This is a genomic window from Aeromonas sp. TW 6 (assembly GCF_013168745.1).
In the GTDB taxonomy this organism is placed as follows: Bacteria; Pseudomonadota; Gammaproteobacteria; order Enterobacterales; family Aeromonadaceae; genus Aeromonas; species Aeromonas caviae.
In genome coordinates this window covers 23,207-42,245 of the sequence record NZ_JABERS010000030.1, presented here as the reverse complement: position 1 = coordinate 42,245, position 19,039 = coordinate 23,207, and the positions used below count along the sequence as shown (strand labels likewise).

Here is a 19,039-nt window from a genome sequence, read left to right as displayed (position 1 = left end):
TGCAATAATCCGCGACCTTCAGGCTTAAATAATAATTATTCTCAAATATGAAAATTCGACTTCTTCACTACTGGCCCATGCTGCTGTCCGGTACGGCGCTGGCTGCCAGCGATCCCGCCGGGGTCGACACAACGGACATGCCCCCCGAACTCAAGGGGCGGGAAACCATCGTGGTCAAGGGACAGCGCATCGAACAGAAGCTCTCCGACGTGTCCGGTTCCATCACCGTCATCACGGAGGAGGATCTGGATCGCCAGGTTGCCACCGAGCTCACCGATGTGTTCAAGAACGAACCCGGCGTCTCGGTGACCGGTTCCGCCGGCCGCCCCCAGAACATCATCATCCGCGGCATGAGCGGCAACCGGGTACTCATCATCAAGGACGGGGTGAGGGTCAGCGACGGTTTTGGCGCCGACGACCTCAACGACAAGGTGGGCCGCTTCAGCTTCGATCTCGACGATGTCAAACAGATAGAGGTGGCCAAGGGAGCCGGTTCCTCCCTCCATGGCTCCGATGCCATCGGCGGCACCATCGTCATCAGCACCAAGCAGCCGGAAGATTACCTTCAGGGCCAGGATGCCTATCTCGGCAGCAAGGTGCTGCACGATGGCAGCAGTGACAAGCAGAAGCTGAGCGCCACCGGCGCCGCCCGGATACGGGATACCGAACACCTGCTGCGCCTCTCCGGCTGGCAGGGACATGAGACCGCCAACTACGACGAGAGCCGCATCCCGGCGGATCTGGATGGCCTCAGCGCCTCCACCAGCTCTCGCATCCAGCTGAACGAACATCATCTGCTGCGCCTCGAACTCGACTACTTCGAGGACAACGCCGAGCGGGATCAGGGGCCGCGTGAAGTGCCCCAGCCCGATGGCAAGTGGCAGGTGCGCCAGTACCACGAGCAGGGCAGCCAACGCACCCAGGGGGGCAAGCTGGCCTGGGAGGCGAGCAACCTCGACACAATACTGGCCGACAGTCTCACCTGGAGTGCCTACGGCAATCACTCGAAAAACACCGCCAACAAGCGCAGCCTGCTGCAAAACGATCTGCTGAGCGGTTATCCGCGCTATCGCAGCGAACGGGAACTCGCCACCTTCACCGAAGACAGGATCGGTACCGAGCTGGATGTGCGCCGGGATCTCGCCACCGGCCCTCTCGCCCATCAGCTCAGTTACGGCATCGAGCTCGAGCGCACCACCCACGAGCGGCCGGTGGAGAAGCTGAGTCTGGAGGCCGGCATTCCCCAACCCGGCCAGTCCGCCCCCTTCAGCCGCGCCCGTACCGACAGGGCCGGAGTCTGGCTCGGCGACGTGGCCAGCCTGGGCCAGTGGCAGTTCACCCCCACCCTGCGCATGGATCACCAGTGGCTCACGCCGCTGGACGGCAGCCACGACAGCAACCACAGCTGGCACCTCTCCCCGAGCCTGGCCACCAGCTACCGCTTCAACGACCAGTGGCGCAGCTGGCTCAGCTATGCCAACGGGTTCCGGGCGCCTTCCTACGACAAGGTGTACGGCAATATCCCCCACTACTTCGCCCTGCCGCCCTTCGAGATCATCGCCAATACCGGGCTCAAGGAGGAAACCAGCCACAGCATCGAGTGGGGGCTGAGTGGCGAGGGGGACAACTGGAGCATCAAGCCAGCGCTCTTCTACAACCGCTACTACAACTTCATCGACTGGCGCGAGGTGGGGCTGCGCCTGAGCGATGGCGTCATCCTGCGCCAATATCGCAACGTCGCCAAGGCCGAAACCTGGGGGGCCGAACTCGCCGCCAGCTACTGGCTGACCCAGGAGTGGGAGCTCGCCACCAAACTCGGCTGGGTCGATGGCGAGGACAACAAAGGTGAAGCGCTGCGCACCCTGACGCCCCTCGAGGGCAACACCCGTCTGAGCTATCAGGCCAATGAGTGGAGCCTGGGCATTCAGGCGGACTATGCCGCCGCCATGAGCCGGGTGCCCACCTGCGGCAACAGCCTGACCGGCCGCCAGGGGGACTGCCTCGAAAGTGCCGGCTGGCTCAGTTTCGCCCTGACGGCCGACTGGCTGGTCACCGACGCCCTCAAGGTCAACCTCAAGCTCGACAACCTGTTCGACACCCGCTACACCCGCTATCAGGATGTGGCCGGGCTGGAAGCCGGGACCGATGCTTCCCTCTTCACCCAGAGCGGCCGCACCCTGAGTGCCAGCCTGCGCTACACCTTCGTGGGGATCTGATGCACAGCCTATTGATCCTGGCCAGCCTGCTGGCCACGCCGGCACCCGCCTCCCCCCTGCCTGAGGCAACCCTGGAGGCCGCGCCCCTCATCCCCGAGCGCCCGCAACTGATGAAGGGGGAGATAGCCCGTCTCGATCCCTATGGTGGCTGGCGTGACGACAGCCGCCAGGATCCCGCCCTCCTGACGCTGCTGCGCGAGCAGAACCGCTGGACCGAGCGGCAGCTCGCCGACCAGGTGCCACTGGTGCAGCGCCTGCAGACGGAGTGGCAGGGCCGGGAGCGGGGCGCTCCCGTGCCGGACGACTGGTTGAGCCAGGCTGGCAGCCAGTGGCGCATGGAGGCGGACGGCAGCCTGTGGCAACGCAGCGACGCCAATGACGCTCCCCGAAAGCGGCTGGCTCCCCGCCAACCTGCCGAGGGGTATTACGAGCTCGCCGCCTGGGCCCTGCACCCGGACGGGCAACTGCTTGCCCTGGCCGAAGACCGCAGGGGAGATCGGGACTACCGCATCACCCTGCTGGATCTGGCGAGTGGCGAGACACTGGCCTCTTTGCCTCACCGCGCCGGCGATCTGCTCTGGAGTCTGGATGGCAAGACCCTCTACACCCTCGCCAACGAGCACCAGACCCTGCGCCCCTGGCAACTGCTGGCCTGGCAGGATGGCAAGGAGACCCTGGTGTATGAGGAGCGCGATCCCGCCTGGCTGCTCGGCCTCTATCGCACCACGGATCGCCGCCACCTGGTGCTGCAAAGCAACAACCACGACAGCTCCGAGCAATACCTGCTGGACGCGGGTCGGGCCGACCTGCTCAAGGGGCGCGAGCGCGGCCTCGAATACTACCTGGATACCCAGGGGGACAGGGTGCTGCTCAAGAGCAACCGGGACGGCGCCCTCGGCCTCTATCAGGTGGCCGACTTGAGCCAGGTTGCGAAGGGAGAGTGGCAACGGCTCTGGTCCGGCGAGGGCCGGGAACTCGAGAAGTGGCGCCTCTTTGCCCGGCACACCGTGCTGCAATACCGCAAGGAAGGGGATGACTGGCTCGATGTGCTGGACGCCAAAGGTGCGTTGACCCACAGCCTGCCGCTCACCGATGGCGCAGGCACGGCCTGGATCCAGGGCAGCCAGGAACCGGCCAGCGACAAGGCGCTCATTCGCCGCCAGGGGATGGCCGAGCCACCTCACCAGCGCTGGCTGGATCTCGCCTCCGGCGCCTGGGAGGGGACACCTGAGAGCAGGGGCACCTCCCCCTATCAGAGCGAGCGGCGCTGGATCGCGGGCAAGGACGGGGTCAAGGTGCCTGTCTCCCTGGTCTGGCGCAAGGGCATTACCCACCCCCGGGCACTGCTGCTCTACGGCTATGGGGCCTACGGCACCCCCATGCGCCCCTACTACCAGCCCCGGGTGCTGAGCCTGCTGGATCGCGGCTTCGTCTACGCCATCGCCCATGTGCGCGGGGGCGGTCTGCTCGGCGAATCCTGGTACCGGGAGGGTCGTGGCCGGGACAAACAGCACAGCGTGGATGATTTTCTCGCCGTAGCCGATGCCCTGGCACGGGATCCCGCCATCGATCCCGCCCGGCTGTTTGCCATGGGCGGCAGCGCCGGCGGCCTGCTGGTGGCTGCGGCACTCAACCAGGCGCCCACCCGTTTCGCCGGGGCCGTGCTGCAAGTTCCCTTCGTCGACCTGCTGGGCACCATGCAGGATCCCGAGCTGCCCCTCACCCGGCAGGAGTACGCCGAGTGGGGCAATCCGGCCATCCCGAGTGACTATGCCGCCATGCGCCGCCTGAGCCCCTACGACAACCTGCACAAGGCCCCTTATCCCCCCGTCTATGTGACGGGCGGCCTGCACGACAGTCAGGTGCCCTACTGGGAACCCCTCAAGTGGATAGCCCGCCTGCGATCCCATAGCACGGGAACAGGCCCCTATCTGCTGCGCACCGAACTCGACGGCGGCCACCTGGGCGCCCCCCGAACGGCGGCGCTGCGTGCGGCGCAGGAGTATGCCTTCCTGCTCACCCTGGCGGGCGTCAACCACTGACCCCTTGTCCTCTTTTTCTGGAGTGAACCATGAAACCCTCTTCCCTGGCCCTCTGGCTGGCGGCAACCCTGATCTCATCGCCGCTGCTGGCGGCCGATCTGCAGTTTGTCGATGAACAACCCTTGACCACGACGCCGAAGCGCTGGCTCGAGCAGCGCCTCGGTGTGCTCCTCGCCCCCGATTACGACAGGGCCAGCCTGCTCGGCCACCATTACAGCTTTCGCCAGCTGGTGAACGGCCTGCCGGTGGCCGCCACCCAGGCCGCCGTCAGTGTCGACGGGGACGGCCGCCCCTGGCGCCTCTATCACAACCTGCGCCCCTTGCAGAGCACAGCGCCCGGCTGCGATGCCAGCGGCACCCTGGATCCCCTGCTCGCCACCCTGCGCACCGACGACAACCAGATAGAGACGCTGGGGCCGGTCGAAGCCTGGTACTGGCGAGACGGCGATACCCTGGTGCCTGCCCTGCGCCAGCGGGTGCGCGAGCACAAGGCAGGCAATGCCAAGGCCAGCCAGGTGCAGCTGTTTGCCCGTTGCGACGGGGAGCAGGAGCTTGGCCGTCTCGGGGATCAGGCAACTACCCACCCTCTGCATGTCGCCGATGCAGGCGATATGAAGGTTCAGGCACGGGTGTTCGACCCCGATCCCCGCACCCGCCTGCAGGACGCCAGCCTGGTCTGGCACGATGAGCTGGTGCTGGCACAGGCCGCCTACCAGGATCCGGTTCCCCTGCCGGTGAGCCTGCAAGCCGGGCAGTATCGCCTGAGCGGCCCCCATGCCAGGGTGGTGGATGTCATGGCCCCCGAATCGGCCCCCTACAGCAGCAGTGACGTGCAGGGTTTTCGCCTGACCCGGGACGATCGCGGCTTTGCGGACATCAACGCCTACTACCATCTGGATCTCGCCCAGCGCCACCTCAAGGCGCTCGGCTTCACCGAGCTCATCCCCGGGGCGCTCGACATCGACACGGACGCGGGCTATCAGGACAACTCCCTCTACGATCCGTTCGAACGCAGGCTGGAGCTGGGTCGCAGCGGCGTGCCCGATGCCGAGGATCCCATGGTCATCTGGCACGAGTTCGGCCACGGGGTACAGCACCACATCCTGCCGGATCTCGGGGAAGAGGGTGACTGGGGAGCCATCGGCGAGGGCTTTGGCGACTACCTGGCCGCCAGTCAACGCCAGCGCAGCGAAGCCGGTCGCCAATTCGAACCCGCCATGGTGTTCAACTGGGATGCCCGCTTCACCGACCGCACCCCGCGCCAGCTCGACGATCTGCGCGCCCGCTACCATCCGGACTACCGCTACCCGGCCCACCGCACCATCAACGGCAGCAACGGGGATCAGCTCTGGGGCACCCCGCTGTTCCAGGCCCTGCTGACGGCGGTGGCCGAGCACGGTGAGGCGGCCAGGGACGAGTTTGATCGCGTCATCATCGAATCCCACTTCGGCCTGGGGCCGGCCATTCGCATGCCGCAACTGGCCCGGATCACCGTGGATACTGCAGCCCGTCTCTACCCGACGCGAGCCTATGCCCGTCTGCTGGAGCAGGCATTTCGCCAGCACGGGCTGCTGCAAGCTCCCGTCAATATTGCCCTCGCCGAGGGGAGCGCCATCCCGCTGGGGCAGCGCCAGTCGGTGCAGCTGACCCTCAGCAACCCGGGCAAAGGGGAAGTGACCCTCAATGAGCTGGCCCTCACCCTGCCAACCGGGTTGCAGGCCGATCCTGACAGCTGGCAACCAGCAACCCTGGCCGCCGGTGCCAGCATGACCACCACCCTGCGCCTGCTGGCCCAGAGCCCGCTCGCCTGCGGCGACGAGGCGAGCCTCTCGGTGAATCTCGCCATGAGCGGTACCAGCCCCACCGAGCGCCAGTGGCAGCAATCCCTGACCCTACCCATCGGCACCCCCGTCATCAGCCGGGCCAGTGGTCGGTCACAGCGACTGAACGATGCCCAGAGCGAGGAGGTGCGCGGCTTGAGCGAAACCAGCCTGCTGCTGGAGAAGAGCGATGCCCGTGTGAGCGACAGGCTGCAACTGAGCCTGGATCTGCAGCACGAGGCGCTGGATGAGCTGGAGATCTGGCTCAGCTCCCCCGCCGGCACCCGGGTCCAGATCTGGGACAAGGGTTACAGCCCCCTGCCGAGCCTGAAAGGGGTCTTCCCCACCGAGTTGCAGTCCCTGCAACCCTTCAGCGCCTTCGAAGGAGAACCCCTGGCCGGTCGCTGGACCCTGGAGGTGGTGGACAGCAAACCGGGCAATCAGGGTTTCCTGAACGGGTGGAGCATCAGTCAGCGTACCGGCGCCCAGTGCGGCAACACCGTGCCCGTGCCGGATGACGGCATCATCCGCTTCGATACCTCGGACAGCAGTGGCGGGGGAGCCTTCCCCCTGCTCTGGCTGCTGCCGCTGGCCCTGTGGCGCCGTCTGCGTCGCCTCTGACTCTCCCTATATAAAGAAGAGAGGGGCCAAGGCCCCTCCAAGGACACACCATGACCATGAGAATGACCCCGATCGTCTGCCTGCTGGCCCCCCTGCTCAGCGCCTGTGGCGGCGGTTCGGACGAGGCTCCCCTGACCGCGCCGGACTACCGCCTGACGGTCAGCCTGCCCGCTGCGGGCACCCTGTGCATCAACCTGAACCAGAACGACGGCTGCGAAGCCAATGAGCCCGCCGTCAGCGGCGAGGCCGGTGCCCACTCCCTGACCCGGCGCCACCCTGATCTGCTCACCACTCCTCTGCTGTTCATTCCGGCGGATCCCGCCGCCCTGCCCCTGGCCCACCCGGCGGCGCGCCAGGACAACCAGCACCTCACCCCCAGCCCCCTCAGCACCCTGCTGCAGACGCGTATCTCGGACGGGCTGCCACCGGCTCAGGCCCTGACGGACGTGCTGCTCGCCCTGGCCCCCCTTCACCCCGGCCCAGATCTGGCGGCACTGGCGCAGCTGGGCGACTTCAACCGCGCCCTCGCCGAGCTGGCCCTCGCCGCCTTCGATGACGAGGCCACCCTGCCCACCTTGGCCGCCAGCGAACGCCGCCTGCAGATCTGGCAGGGGCTGGTCACCCTGCTGCCCGAGCTCGCCCGGCACTTTGCCGCCAGCCCCGAGCTACTGAGCCAGCAGGCCAGACTCGCCGCCGTGCTGATGCAGCAGCAACCTAGGGCGTTGGTGACCGCCAGCGGCGTCACCACCTACACGGACGGGGTGGATTACCTGCTGACCCAGGAGCCTGCGGATCACCCGGGCCAGGAGGCGAGCCTGGGCCAGGCGCCCCTGCGCTATCGCAAGCTGGACGGCAAGGGGCAACCCCTGGCGGACAATGCCGACGAGTGGGAGTGCGTGGAGGATCTCAATACCGGCCTCGTCTGGGAGAAGAAGCTCGATGATCCGGACAGTCCGCGGGATCTGCACAAAGTCTTCGCCTGGGAGTTTGGCAACTATCACCCCAGTCAGGCGGAGCTGGATTATGCCTGCCCCGAGGGGGAAGCTATCTGCTCCACCGAGCAGTATCGCCAATGGCTAAATGGACAACGACTCTGCGGCATAGGGCACTGGCGCCTGCCCACGGCCCAGGAGCTAGGCAGCCTGCAACACTACGGCTCCCTCGCCCGCCAGGATGGCCAGCTCGTCACCCTGGATGTGCGCTACTTCCCCGACGTCGGTCCCTCGAGCGGCGACTTCGATGGCAGCTACTGGACCCAGACCCTGACCCCATCCCGGCGCCTCGAGAGCGTCCCCATCGCCGTCATCAGCCCTCAGTTCCTGGGGGAGGATGCGGGCACCGATTACCCCTATGGCGTCCAGAACGAAAATGAAATCAATGCCATACAACTGCGCCTTGTGGCCGAGGTAACCCGATGAACAAGTATCTTCTGACCCTGCTGCTCACCCTGTGCAGCCCCCTGGCACTGGCCATCGCCATCTGCGACGACGCCCTGCCCCGTACCAGCCCCACCGCCCGTTTCCAGGATCACGGCAACGGCACCGTCACCGACAGGGGCACCGGTCTGACCTGGATGCGCTGCCAGCTCGGCCAGACCTGGCGCAACCAGAGCTGCGAGGGGGAACCCACCCGCCTCTACTGGCAACAGGCACTGCAGACGGCGGAACGGATCCGCACCGAACCGAGCCATGCCCTGTATGGCTTTGGTGGTCATCACGACTGGCGCCTGCCCACCATCAAGGAGCTCGCCAGCATTCTGGAGTCCGCCTGTTACAAACCGGCATTGAACGAAACCATCTTCCCCCGCGCCATGGCCGGGGATGGCAAGGAGGTGAACGACGGCTATGTCTATCTCTGGTCCTCCACCCCGGTGCCGGCCCTTCAGGGCGTCGCCTACCTGGACATCACCAGCGGCTCCGTCGCCCAGCGCGCCCCCCGCGCCTGGGCGAAACAGGTCCTGCTGGTGAGGTGACAGCCTGGACATGGGGGCCACCCGGCCCCCTGTTTGACACGATGCAAGAAGCGCCAGGGTGACCCTGACCGTCAAAAAAGCATCAAATTGCGTCATGTGATGCCTGTTCAGGGCGGTTTTGCACGCCGCAGCGCTGGCATGAAACCGGCAGAGCGGTTAGTCTAGCGGCGTTGAACCAATCCCAAGAGGTACAGATGAAAACCGTGTTGCGTTTTAGCCTGCTGGGCGCCTTGTTATTGGGTGGCCATGCCTTCGCCGCCGAACCGAAAAAATTTGATATCAGCATGTTCCCCGCCGCCGAAGTGAACCAGGAACGTGTCGTGATCCGTCTGCCGGAAGTCGAGAACGAAGCCGACATGATGGTCGAGCTGCAAGTCGGCAAGAAGATGCTGGTCGACTGCAACCTGCCCCGCTTCGCGGGCAATCTGGAACAGCACAGCGTCAAGGGCTGGGGTTACAACTACCTGACCCTGGGCCAGGTCACCGGCCCCGTCAGCACCCTGATGGCCTGCCCAGACGGCCAGAAGAAGGAGAGTTTCGTCCAGATCTACGGTCAGGGCTTCTTCGTGAACTACAACTCCAAGCTGCCCTTCGTCATCTATGTGCCCCAGGAGTACGAGGTGCGCTATCGTCTGTGGCGTGCCGACAACCTGGCACAGCCAGCCATGATTGAGTGAGTGCCGCGCACTCGGGTTCAGCTCAGTCATGATGATAAAAAGGCGCCATACGGCGCCTTATTTTTAGCTTCCGAGCCCGTTCTTGAGCGGTTTTTCCTGTACAAAATCTGACATAACTCCACTATTTTTCAGGCTTTTTTGTGCAGCGCACCGCAAAATGCCCCCTCGGGATGCGACAAACCCTGTTCGATAAAAGATATTTATTAACATAGTAAGAAAATTGATTTTGCACTCTGCGACGGCCTGATGATACTTGCCCGCAAAGGTCAAACTAACCAGAACAAGAGCACTATGAGCTTCGAATCAGACAAGCGTTTCAACGACTTCAAACATTTTCCCCGTGGCCTGCGTCGCAGTGGCGAATTCACCGTGGCCGAAGCGGACAGTCTGGAAAAATATGGCACCGTGATGCTGGCGCTCTATCAGGGCAACCTGGCCCCGCGCGATGACGTAGAAAGTGCCTTTATCGAACAGGTCAAATCCGGCGCAGCCGGCAACAACCCCCACGCCAAGGTGTGGTTCAAATACCTGAAGGTGATTGGTCCCAAGCGCGTGCACCGTCTGTGCACCGTCGCAGGCGGCGCCAATGAAGATGCGGGTGGCAGCTTTGAAGGCGGCGGTGGCGGCAGCGACGAGTCCCTCGATTAATGGATACCGAGCTGCTTCGGACCTTCATCGAGGTCAGCAAGACCCGGCACTTTGGCCGGGCGGCTGAAAATCTCTACCTGACCCAGTCGGCGGTGAGCTTCCGGATCCGCCAGCTCGAGCAGCAACTCGGGGTCAGCCTGTTTGCCCGTCATCGCAACAACATCCGCCTGACTGCCTCCGGTGAGCGTCTGCTGCCCTACGCAGACGCCATTCTGCATACTTTGGGGCGCGCCAAGCAGGACGTGGCCCTCTCCCCCGGTTTCAGCCAGCAGCTTGCCATCGGCGCCCCCGCCGTCTTCTGGGAGCTCGACTTCAACGACTGGCTCAACCATGTCTATGCCCTGGCCCCCGGCCTCGCGGTGCGCCTCGAAACCGCCTCCCGCGAGCACCTCTGTCGCCAGTTGCTGGAGCGCTCCCTCGATCTCGCCCTGCTCTCCGAGCCGACCAAGATCGACGAGATTGCCCTGCACCCCATCGGCGAGCTGGTGTTCGAACTGGTGAGCCGGGAGCCGGCCGCAAACGCCGACAGCCTGATGCAGATGCCCCACATTCATCTCGACTGGGGCACCAGCTTCGAACCGCCATCGAGCCGATTGCAGAGCCTGCAGAAGACCCCGGTGCTGCATTCAAGCTCCGCCAGCATGGCCCTGCAATTCGTGCTGGCCAACGGTGGCGCCGCCTACCTGCCAAGGCGCATGGTGAGCCCCTTCCTGGAGCAGGGGCAGCTTCATCTGGTGGAAGGGGGCCAATCCCTGAGCCGCCCGCTCTACCTCGCCTATCTGGAGAAATCCGACCGCCGGGAGCTGATCGATCAGCTGCTCACCCTGCCGCTGGGCTGGCATGACGCCGACTTGCGTCAACCGCCTGCCGAATGAAAGAGGGCGATTTCACGCCCAGACCTGTGTTTTCATCTACCTTGGTTATCGGTGCAGCACAAACAACATTAAAAAGGGGCCATCAGGCCCCTTTTGTATGGATGTCTTTGTGCATCAGCCGTGATGACGACGGTCGTTGGCCTGGGCCAGCAGGGTGCGACTCTCGCGCAGGAACTCCTCCGCCCGCTCGCCGAAGAAGCCGGAGACCTGGCTGAAGGCCTCGATGAAGCCCTCCCTGTCGCCCCGCTCCAGCAGGCCCAGCGCCTCGCCGAAGTTCTGGTAGTAACGACGGATCATCGCGAGGTTCTGCGGCGACGACAGTATGATGTCGGCGTAGAGGTGGGGATCCTGGGCAAACAGCCGTCCCACCATGGCCAGCTCCAGCCGGTAGATGGGAGAGCTTAAGGCAAGCAGGCGGTCGATGTTGGCCTGCTCCCGGGAGAGGTGCCAGCCGTAGGCGAAGGTAGCAAAGTGGCGCAGCGCCTGAATGAAGGTCATCGCCTCGTCGTGGGCCTTGGCCTCCACCTGCTGCAAACGCGCCCCCCAGATGGTCATCTGCTCCAACAGCCACTGGCTGGCGGCGGGCTCGCGCCCCTGACAGCAGACGATCACCTGCTTGGCGAGGCTCGCCACGTCCGGCCCGAACATGGGGTGCAGCCCCAGCACCGGCCCCTGGTGTACCGCCAGCATATGGGCAAGCGGTTCACTCTTGACGCTGGTCACGTCCACCAGCAGGCAGTCCGCCGGCAGGTTGCCGAGCCGGTCGATCACCTGGCAGGTGACGTCGATGGGCACCGCCACCATCACCAGCCCGGCGCCGTGCAGGATCTCGTCGGCGCGTGGCCAATCGGCCTGACCCAGGGTTTCGACCCGGTAGCCCGAGAGGCTGAACAGGTTGCCGAACAGGCGGCCAAGCTGCCCCTGGCCACCGATGATCACCACCTTGCCGAGCTCAGGCTTCATGCACTTGAAGTGGTGCTCCTTGTCGCTGGCGGACTCCAGAATATAGGACTCGCGCATCACCCGGCGCAGCACATCCTCGATAAGGTCCCCCGGCACCCCCAGTGCCTCGGCCTCGGCGCGGCGGCGGGCCAGCATGCTCGCCTCCCGATCCGGCGCGTAGATGGGCAGGCCGTGCCGGCTCTTCACTTCCCCCACTTCCCCCACCAGGGCGAGACGGGCAGCCAGCAGATCAATCAGCTGCTTGTCCACCGCATCTATCTTGTCCCTGAGGGCATTCAACTCTTCCGCCATGTCCAGTCCCTGCTGGCGCCGCCCGCAGCGACGCCCTGTCATTCAAGAGGCAACAAGGTATCACTGCGTGGGCCGTGATACCTCGATGGTTCAATCAGTTACAACAAGATACCACGGCTTATGCCGATGTTCTGGCCAAAAGTGGTGCCGCCAGCTGGCTGTGGCAGCGGGCCAGCAGCGCATCCGTGGTCTCCCAGTCGATGCAGGCATCGGTGATGGAGACGCCGTAGCGCATCTCGCACTTGGGCTGCTCGCTGGACTGGTTGCCTTCGAACAGGTTGGATTCGAGCATCACCCCGATGATGGAGCGGTTGCCCTCCTGGATCTGGTGAATGACGTTGTCGGCCACCTTGGGCTGCAGCCGGTGATCCTTGCTGGAGTTGCCGTGGCTGCAATCCACCACCAGACCGGGCAGCAAACCCGCCTTCTCCAGCGCCTCTTCCGCCAGCGACACATTGACCGAGTCGTAGTTCGGGTGCTTGCCGCCGCGCAGGATCACATGACCATCCGGGTTACCCTGGGTCTGCAGCAGCGCGACCTGACCCTGCTGGTTGATCCCCATGAAAGCGTGGGGGCTGGAGGCCGCCTGCAGCGCATTGATGGCGGTGCCGAGGTTGCCGTCGGTGCCGTTCTTGAAGCCGACCGGCATGGAGAGGCCGGACGCCATCTCCCTGTGGGTCTGGGATTCGGTGGTGCGGGCACCGATGGCCGACCAAGAGAAGAGCTCCGCCAGGTATTGCGGGCTGATGGGGTCGAGCGCCTCGGTGGCCAGCGGCAACTCCAGCTCGGCCAGCCAGCAGAGCAGCTCGCGGGCGCGGTGCAGACCCAGCTCCACGTCAAAGGTGCCATCCAGGTTCGGATCGTTGATAAAGCCCTTCCAGCCGACCGTGGTGCGCGGCTTCTCAAAGTAGACCCGCATGACAATGTAGAGAGAGTCCTGATAGGCGTCATGCAGCGCTTTGAGTCTGGTTGCGTACTCTTTGGCGGCGTCCATGTCGTGGATGGAGCAGGGACCACAGATCACCAGCAGGCGGTGATCGCGACGGTGGATAATGTCGGCGATGGTATTGCGGGCCCCTTGCACGAATGCCAACGCGCGATCGGAGATGGGCAGTTTCTCCTTGAGCTGGGCAGGCGTGATCATCACTTGTTCGGACTGGATATGGATGTTGTTCAGGGGATCTCTTTGCATCTTCTCATTCTCTCTACTGTTTCAAGCCAAGGGCGCCGACCGTATATTTTTGTTTACACAAGTCAGCGTTTTGTTACGCAACCGCCCCCACCTTACCAAGGAAAAACAAACAATCAAGTGAAACCAGCGTCTTTGCACGCTGATAGATGGATAAATGACCAAGAATGCAGAGTGAAACAACTCAAAAGTAGCGACTCGCGAGGCCAAATCAGCCCCGAATCGTAAACATTAGATTACACCAACCCATTTCAATATCATCTCTCTGCCCCCTCTCATGACCCCTTATCCGGCCCCTCATCCCGGCGATGACGCCGGGCATAAAAAAGCGGGGCACCTGGCCCCGCTTGCATTCCCGTGTTGCTCTTCTTTTATTATTTGCCGTGGGCCTTGATAGCCTCGACCGCCTTGTCGGGGAAGTCGCTGAATACCCCATCCACATCGGCCTGGTAGAGGAAGATGTTGAGCAGGTCGGTGAAGTCTTTCGCATAGGCCGGGATCTGCCCCTCATCCTGACGGAAGGTATAAGGATGCACCTTGAGGCCGGCCGCGTGGGCCTCTTTCACCATGCCGGTGAAGACCGGCTTGCCGGGAGTGCCCGGCTCGGTCACCACCATGGGTTTCCAGGGACCGATTCCCTCGGCATAGGTGGCGATGGTCTTCATGGCCCCCGGCTTGAACATCCAGTCGTAGTCATAGGGGGTCGCCTTGCCCTTGGCGTCATAGACCATGGTCTCGTTCCAGTCGGTCTCGGCCATCAGCTGCACCAGCTTGAGATCCATGCCCATGGCGGGCATCAGCTCGCCGTTGATGCGCTTGAGTTCGTTGGCATCGAAACACTGCAGATAGACCTTGTCGCTCTTGCTGGTGTAGCCGTACTCCTTGAGCACGTTCAGCACCGCCCTGGAGATGTCCTTGCCCTCGTGGCGGAACAGCCAGGGAGCTTTTATCTCCGGGTAGATACCGATGTGCTTGCCGGTGCTCTTGTTGAGCCCCTGGATCATCTCGATCTCTTCCTGGAAGGTGTGGATCCTGAAGCTGGATTTCCACAACGGGAAGCGCGCCGGATAGACCGGCACCTGCTTGCCGTCCACCAGCTGGAACGGCTCGGTCATGCGCAGGGAGCGCACCTCGTCCAGGGTGAAATCCACCACATAGTAGCGTCCGTCCGGGCGGGCCCGGCCGGGGAAGCGCTCGGCCACGTCCGTGATGCCATCGAGGAAGTGATCGTGCATCACCACCAGCTGGTCATCCTTGGTCATCACCAGGTCCTGCTCCAGATAGTCGGCGCCCATGCCATAGGCCAGGGCCTTGGACTCCAGGGTGTGTTCCGGCAGGTAACCGGAGGCGCCACGGTGGGCGATCACGATTTTGCCTTCGTCGGCCGCCAGTGCGGGCAGCGCCAGGGCAGCCCCGAGGCCAAGGGCTATCAGGGTACGGTGAGGTTGCTTCATCAAGAGATCTCGTTGTTATGGTGTGTAGGATGCAGGTAATTGTTATAGCAGGGGTTTATTGCAGTTTGACGGCGGGCGGCAAAGGCCGCCCGCCATGGGTCATCAGCAGGCTTCGGGCAGGGCGTGGTGGTGCTCGAGCAGCCAGGCACCGAGCTGCTGCTGTTCGGATTCCGACAGGCGCAACCCCAGCTTGCTGCGGCGCCACAGGATGTCCTCCAGAGAGTGAGCCCATTCGCGCGCGATGAGATAGCGCACTTCGGATTCATACAGCCCGGCGCCAAAGTGCTGGCCGCGCTCCTCCTTCAGCCAGAGGCGGGCATGAGCGCCATAGGCTTCGGCGATGCGCAGGGCGCTGCGATCGTCGAGCCAGTCGAATTCCAGCGCAAAGGCACGCGCCAGTTCACGCACCGAGCAGTCGAACTCGCCACCGGGCAGCCGGCAGGAGGCGGTCCAGTCCTCTCCCATCTGGCTGAACCAGGGCTTGAGCTTGTTGCAGGCGGCCTGGGCCAGCTTGCGGTAGGTGGTGAGCTTGCCGCCAAACACCGACAAGAGCGGCGCGCCGTCGGATTCACCACTGAGCTCGAGCGTGTAGTCCCGGGTCACCGCCTGGGGTGAATCGGACTCGTCGTCACACAGGGGGCGCACCCCGGCATAGGTCCACACCACGTCTGCCGGGCTTATCTGCCTGGTGAAGTGGGCATTGACCACCTTGCACAGGTAGTTGATCTCGGCATCGCTGATCTTGGCTTCCCGCGGGCTGCCCTTGTGCTCCACGTCCGTGGTGCCGATGAGGGAATAGTCCTGCTGGTAGGGGATGACGAAGACGATGCGGTTGTCCTCGTTTTGCAGGATGTAAGCCTCTTCGCGCTCATGGATGCGCGGCACTATCATGTGGCTCCCCTTGATGAGGCGAATGCCGCGGGGGGATTTCTCGCTCAGGCTCTCGTCATAGAAGGTCTTGACCCAGGGGCCCGCCGCATTGACCAGACCACGGCAGCTGACGGTGAACTGCTCGCCCCCTTCCCACTCCAGCGTCAGGGTCCAGTGCTTGGATCCGCGCACCGCCTTGACGCAGCGGGTACGGGTCTGCACGTCAGCGCCCTTGTCCCGCGCCAGCATGGCATTGAGCACCACCAGCCGGGCGTCGTCGACCCAGGCGTCCGAGTATTCAAAGCCCTTGTTGATGCCGCTCTTGAGACCGTCCTGCGGCAGGAAGCGCAGGCCGCAGCTCCCCTTGAGCTTGTCCCGCTTGGCCAGGTTGTCATAAAGGAAGAGACCGGCGCGGATCATCCAGGCCGGACGCAGGTGCGGGCGATGAGGCAGACGAAAACGCATGGGACGGGCGATGTGGGGAGCCATGCCGAGCAGGACCTCCCGCTCCGCCAGCGCCTCTCTCACCAGCCGGAATTCGTAATGTTCGAGATAGCGCAGGCCGCCGTGGATCAGCTTGCTGGAGTTGGACGAGGTGGCAGAGGCGAGATCGCTCGCCTCGAACAGCGCCACCTTCAGCCCCCGCCCCGCCGCATCTGCCGCGATGCCGACCCCGTTGATGCCGCCGCCGACGACGACCAGATCATAATGTTCGCTCATGTTCACCTACTTTCTTATTTTGTGTTTGCCATGACAGCAATGTTTGATTTCGCTCATATTAGAACATGAAAAACCAATAAACGAACATTTCGTGAGAGAAATGTGATCGCGATTGTTTTCACAATGCTAAAAATGCTGCCAGTCGGTGACGGCCTGGCCAGGCTAAGGTCTGCCGGAAACAACCATTTCGGGCAGGGAGGAGAGCAAAGAGTCACGGATGGGGAGGCCATGAGGCAAGGCAGTGAGCGCGATGGCGTGAATCCCTCACAGGCGCCTAGCGTCGGTGCAAACCTGGCGCCCGAGTGCGGGGGGCAACATCAGGGGGTCAAAGAAGGAGTATCAGCGCCAGGAACTGGCCGCTTAGGCGCCGCAAGGGAGACGCCGCAGGACGGGAGGGGGCAGGAAAAAAAGCGGCCGCCCCGAGGCGGCCTGATGCCTGTGCAGGGAAGCTCAGCAGATATGGCAGGCGATCTGATGCTGGGACATCAGTCGCATCAGCTTCTCCGGCGGCTCCTGATCCGTGAACAGGGCGTGGATCTGGTTGAGGTTGCCGAGGTTGACCATGGCGTTGCGGCCAAACTTGGTATGGTCGGCGGCCAGGAACACCTGGCGGGAGTGGGCGATGATGGCCTGGGCGATTTTCACCTCGTGATAGTCGAAATCGAGCAGGGAACCGTCGCTGTCGATGCCCGAGATGCCGATGACGCCGTAGTCCATGCGAAACTGGCCGATGAAGTCGCGGGTCGCCTCCCCGACAATGCCGCCATCCCGGTTGCGAATTTCGCCGCCGGCGATGATGACGGTGAAGTCATCCTTGGCGGTCAGGATGCTGGCGACGTTCAGGTTGTTGGTGACCACGCGCAGCTCCCGGTGGTCGAGCAGGGCCCGGGCGATGGCCTCGGTGGTGGTGCCGATGTCGATAAAGAGCGACGAGCCGTCGGGGATGTTGGCGGCCACTTCCCGGGCGATGCGCTCCTTCTCCTTGAGCTGCATCACCTTGCGGGCACTGTAGGCGGTGTTGACGGTACTCGAATGCAGTGAGGCCCCGCCGTGATGGCGCCGGATCTTGTTCTGTTCGGCGAGATCGTTGAGATCCCGGCGAATGGTCTGGGGGCTGACGTCAAAATGGGTCACCAGATCGTCGGTCGAGACGAAACCCTGCCGGGTCAGGACGTCCAGGATCTCCAGATGTCGTTGGGTTTGCTTCACGCTTGCACTCCGCAGATGAGACGAAAAAAGGCCCCGGCAGGTGCGGGGCCTTTGGCAGTGTACCTGATCCCTTTTCCAATCGATAAGGGCAGGATCACGTTTTATGCCTTATGGGCAGCCGCCTTGGCGGCAATCGACTCGTTCTCGTGCTTGAGGGTCATGGCCAGCAGGATGATGGAGAGCACGCAGGAGACGGTGAGCACCATGAAGCCGCCGTCCCAGCCGAAGTGGTCAACGGTGTAGCCCAGCATGGCGTTGGCCGCGACCGCGCCACCCAGATAACCGAACAGGCCGGTGAAGCCCGCCGCGGTACCGGCCGCCTTCTTGGGCGCCAGCTCCAGGGCGTAGAGGCCGATCAGCATGACGGGGCCATAGATGAGGAAGCCGATGGCGACCAGGGCCATCATGTCGATGGTCGGGTTGCCCGCCGGGTTGAACCAGTAGACCAGCACGGAGAGGGTCACCAGCACCATGAACAGGATGCCTGCCGGGGCACGGCGGCCGTTGAACATCTTGTCGGAGATCCAGCCGCACAGCAGGGTGCCCGGGATCCCCGCCCACTCATAGAGGAAGTAGGCCCAGGAGGAGTGATCCACGCTGAAGTCCTTGGCCTCTTTCAGATAGGTGGGCGCCCAGTCCAGCACGCCGTAACGGATGAGGTAGACGAAGGCGTTGGCGATGGCGATGTACCAGAGCAGCTTGTTGTGCAGCACGTACTTCATGAAGATCTCCTTGGCGGAGAACTCCTGCTCGTGGCTTTCGTTGTAATCCTTCGGGTAGTCGTTCTTGTACTCCTCGATGGGGGGCAGACCGACCGATTGCGGGGTATCGCGCATCACGAAGAAGGCGATCACCGCGATGGCCGCCGCCGCCGCCGCAGGCACATAGAAGGCGCTGCGCCAGTCGTTGAACCAGCCCATGCCGAGGATGAACAGGGGGCCTATCATGCCGCCGCCCACGTTGTGGGCCACGTTCCAGACCGAGACGATCTCACCCCGCTCCTTCTGCGACCACCAGTGCACCATGGTACGGCCGCAGGGGGGCCAGCCCATGCCCTGTGCCCAGCCGTTCAGGAACAGGAGCACGAACATGATGCCAATGCTGGAGGTAGCCCAGTGCATGGTCCCCATCATGAACATGATGCCTGCCGAGAGCAGCAGACCGGCGGAGAGGAAGTAGCGCGCGTTGGATCTGTCCGACACGTTCCCCATCAGGAATTTGGAGAGACCGTAGGCGATGGAGACGCCGGAGAGGGCCAGACCCAGATCCCCGCGGGAGAAGCCTTGCTCGATGAGGTAGGGCATCGCCAGACTGAAGTTTTTCCGTACCAGGTAGTAACCCGCATACCCGAAGAAGATCCCGAAGAACACCTGCCAACGCATGCGTTTGTAGAAGGGATCCACCTTGTCGGCCGGCAGCCGGTCAATATGGGGTGCAGGCCTGAAGAGACTAAGCATGTTCTGCTTCCTTTT

The 19,039-nt window shown here is 63.6% G+C and carries 14 protein-coding genes; 8 read left to right on the top strand and 6 right to left on the bottom strand.

Translation table 11 applies throughout. The annotated features are described in order from the left end of the window. Positions 1-77: 77 nt before the first annotated feature. The 8 genes from HKD46_RS14795 (at position 78) to hdfR (ending at position 10,871) form a co-directional block, all read left to right on the top strand. Positions 78-2,216 (top strand): TonB-dependent hemoglobin/transferrin/lactoferrin family receptor, encoded by a 2,139-nt coding sequence (locus tag HKD46_RS14795; protein WP_373870476.1) that lies wholly within the window; start codon positions 78-80, stop codon positions 2,214-2,216. Continuing rightward, complete coding sequence (locus HKD46_RS14790) at positions 2,216-4,258, top strand: prolyl oligopeptidase family serine peptidase (protein WP_102948247.1); 2,043 nt, start codon at positions 2,216-2,218, stop codon at positions 4,256-4,258. Before HKD46_RS14795 ends, HKD46_RS14790 begins: the two co-directional genes overlap by 1 nt. Before the next feature lie 29 nt (positions 4,259-4,287). Beyond that, positions 4,288-6,699 (top strand): proprotein convertase P-domain-containing protein, encoded by a 2,412-nt coding sequence (locus HKD46_RS14785; protein ID WP_102948246.1) that lies wholly within the window; start codon positions 4,288-4,290, stop codon positions 6,697-6,699. A 50-nt stretch (positions 6,700-6,749) separates the two neighbouring features. Next, positions 6,750-8,117, top strand: coding sequence for a DUF1566 domain-containing protein (locus tag HKD46_RS14780; RefSeq protein WP_103858821.1), 1,368 nt, complete (start codon positions 6,750-6,752; stop codon positions 8,115-8,117). Further along, entirely contained in the window at positions 8,114-8,671 is a 558-nt protein-coding gene (locus tag HKD46_RS14775; RefSeq protein ID WP_043155288.1) for a DUF1566 domain-containing protein, read from the top strand. Before HKD46_RS14780 ends, HKD46_RS14775 begins: the two co-directional genes overlap by 4 nt. A 194-nt stretch (positions 8,672-8,865) precedes the next feature. After that, a complete protein-coding gene (eco, locus tag HKD46_RS14770; RefSeq protein ID WP_010674240.1) occupies positions 8,866-9,348 on the top strand; it encodes a serine protease inhibitor ecotin in 483 nt (160 codons plus the stop codon). 291 nt (positions 9,349-9,639) lie between these two features. Continuing rightward, positions 9,640-9,996, top strand: a complete 357-nt coding sequence (locus HKD46_RS14765) for a DUF413 domain-containing protein (protein WP_010674239.1) — start codon at positions 9,640-9,642, stop codon at positions 9,994-9,996. After that, the gene (gene hdfR, locus HKD46_RS14760; protein ID WP_039038620.1) at positions 9,996-10,871 is read left to right on the top strand and encodes an HTH-type transcriptional regulator HdfR; all 876 of its coding nucleotides are present in this window, start codon (positions 9,996-9,998) and stop codon (positions 10,869-10,871) included. Before HKD46_RS14765 ends, hdfR begins: the two co-directional genes overlap by 1 nt. A gap of 114 nt (positions 10,872-10,985) precedes the next feature. On the opposite strand, the gene tyrA is transcribed toward hdfR, so the two are convergent. The 6 genes from tyrA to glpT all read right to left on the bottom strand — a co-directional run bounded on the left by tyrA (position 10,986) and on the right by glpT (position 19,024). Further along, on the bottom strand, positions 10,986-12,125 hold the full coding sequence (tyrA, locus tag HKD46_RS14755) for a bifunctional chorismate mutase/prephenate dehydrogenase (protein WP_048207358.1): 1,140 nt from the start codon (positions 12,123-12,125) through the stop codon (positions 10,986-10,988). Positions 12,126-12,243: 118 nt separating this feature from the next. Then, entirely contained in the window at positions 12,244-13,317 is a 1,074-nt protein-coding gene (locus tag HKD46_RS14750; RefSeq protein ID WP_010674236.1) for a 3-deoxy-7-phosphoheptulonate synthase, read from the bottom strand. Positions 13,318-13,688: 371 nt separating this feature from the next. Then, positions 13,689-14,768, bottom strand: coding sequence for a glycerophosphodiester phosphodiesterase (glpQ, locus tag HKD46_RS14745; RefSeq protein WP_039038618.1), 1,080 nt, complete (start codon positions 14,766-14,768; stop codon positions 13,689-13,691). A gap of 102 nt (positions 14,769-14,870) precedes the next feature. Continuing rightward, complete coding sequence (glpD, locus tag HKD46_RS14740; RefSeq protein ID WP_171865596.1) at positions 14,871-16,358, bottom strand: glycerol-3-phosphate dehydrogenase; 1,488 nt, start codon at positions 16,356-16,358, stop codon at positions 14,871-14,873. Positions 16,359-16,808: 450 nt separating this feature from the next. Next, positions 16,809-17,567: a DeoR/GlpR family transcriptional regulator gene (locus HKD46_RS14735; RefSeq protein WP_010674233.1), complete on the bottom strand. Its 759-nt coding sequence runs from the start codon at positions 17,565-17,567 to the stop codon at positions 16,809-16,811. A gap of 101 nt (positions 17,568-17,668) precedes the next feature. Next, on the bottom strand, positions 17,669-19,024 hold the full coding sequence (gene glpT / locus HKD46_RS14730; protein WP_010674232.1) for a glycerol-3-phosphate transporter: 1,356 nt from the start codon (positions 19,022-19,024) through the stop codon (positions 17,669-17,671). Positions 19,025-19,039: the final 15 nt, after the last annotated feature.

What these genes read in the sequence shown, in the direction of transcription:
- HKD46_RS14795 (WP_373870476.1), top strand. Translation starts at nt 78, where the DNA reads ATGCTGCTGTCCGGTACGGCGCTGGCTGCCAGCGATCCCGCCGGGGTC.
- HKD46_RS14790 (WP_102948247.1), top strand. Translation starts at nt 2,216, where the DNA reads ATGCACAGCCTATTGATCCTGGCCAGCCTGCTGGCCACGCCGGCACCC.
- HKD46_RS14785 (WP_102948246.1), top strand. Translation starts at nt 4,288, where the DNA reads ATGAAACCCTCTTCCCTGGCCCTCTGGCTGGCGGCAACCCTGATCTCA.
- HKD46_RS14780 (WP_103858821.1), top strand. Translation starts at nt 6,750, where the DNA reads ATGACCATGAGAATGACCCCGATCGTCTGCCTGCTGGCCCCCCTGCTC.
- HKD46_RS14775 (WP_043155288.1), top strand. Translation starts at nt 8,114, where the DNA reads ATGAACAAGTATCTTCTGACCCTGCTGCTCACCCTGTGCAGCCCCCTG.
- eco (WP_010674240.1), top strand. Translation starts at nt 8,866, where the DNA reads ATGAAAACCGTGTTGCGTTTTAGCCTGCTGGGCGCCTTGTTATTGGGT.
- HKD46_RS14765 (WP_010674239.1), top strand. Translation starts at nt 9,640, where the DNA reads ATGAGCTTCGAATCAGACAAGCGTTTCAACGACTTCAAACATTTTCCC.
- hdfR (WP_039038620.1), top strand. Translation starts at nt 9,996, where the DNA reads ATGGATACCGAGCTGCTTCGGACCTTCATCGAGGTCAGCAAGACCCGG.
- tyrA (WP_048207358.1), bottom strand. Translation starts at nt 12,125, where the DNA reads ATGGCGGAAGAGTTGAATGCCCTCAGGGACAAGATAGATGCGGTGGAC.
- HKD46_RS14750 (WP_010674236.1), bottom strand. Translation starts at nt 13,317, where the DNA reads ATGCAAAGAGATCCCCTGAACAACATCCATATCCAGTCCGAACAAGTG.
- glpQ (WP_039038618.1), bottom strand. Translation starts at nt 14,768, where the DNA reads ATGAAGCAACCTCACCGTACCCTGATAGCCCTTGGCCTCGGGGCTGCC.
- glpD (WP_171865596.1), bottom strand. Translation starts at nt 16,358, where the DNA reads ATGAGCGAACATTATGATCTGGTCGTCGTCGGCGGCGGCATCAACGGG.
- glpT (WP_010674232.1), bottom strand. Translation starts at nt 19,024, where the DNA reads ATGCTTAGTCTCTTCAGGCCTGCACCCCATATTGACCGGCTGCCGGCC.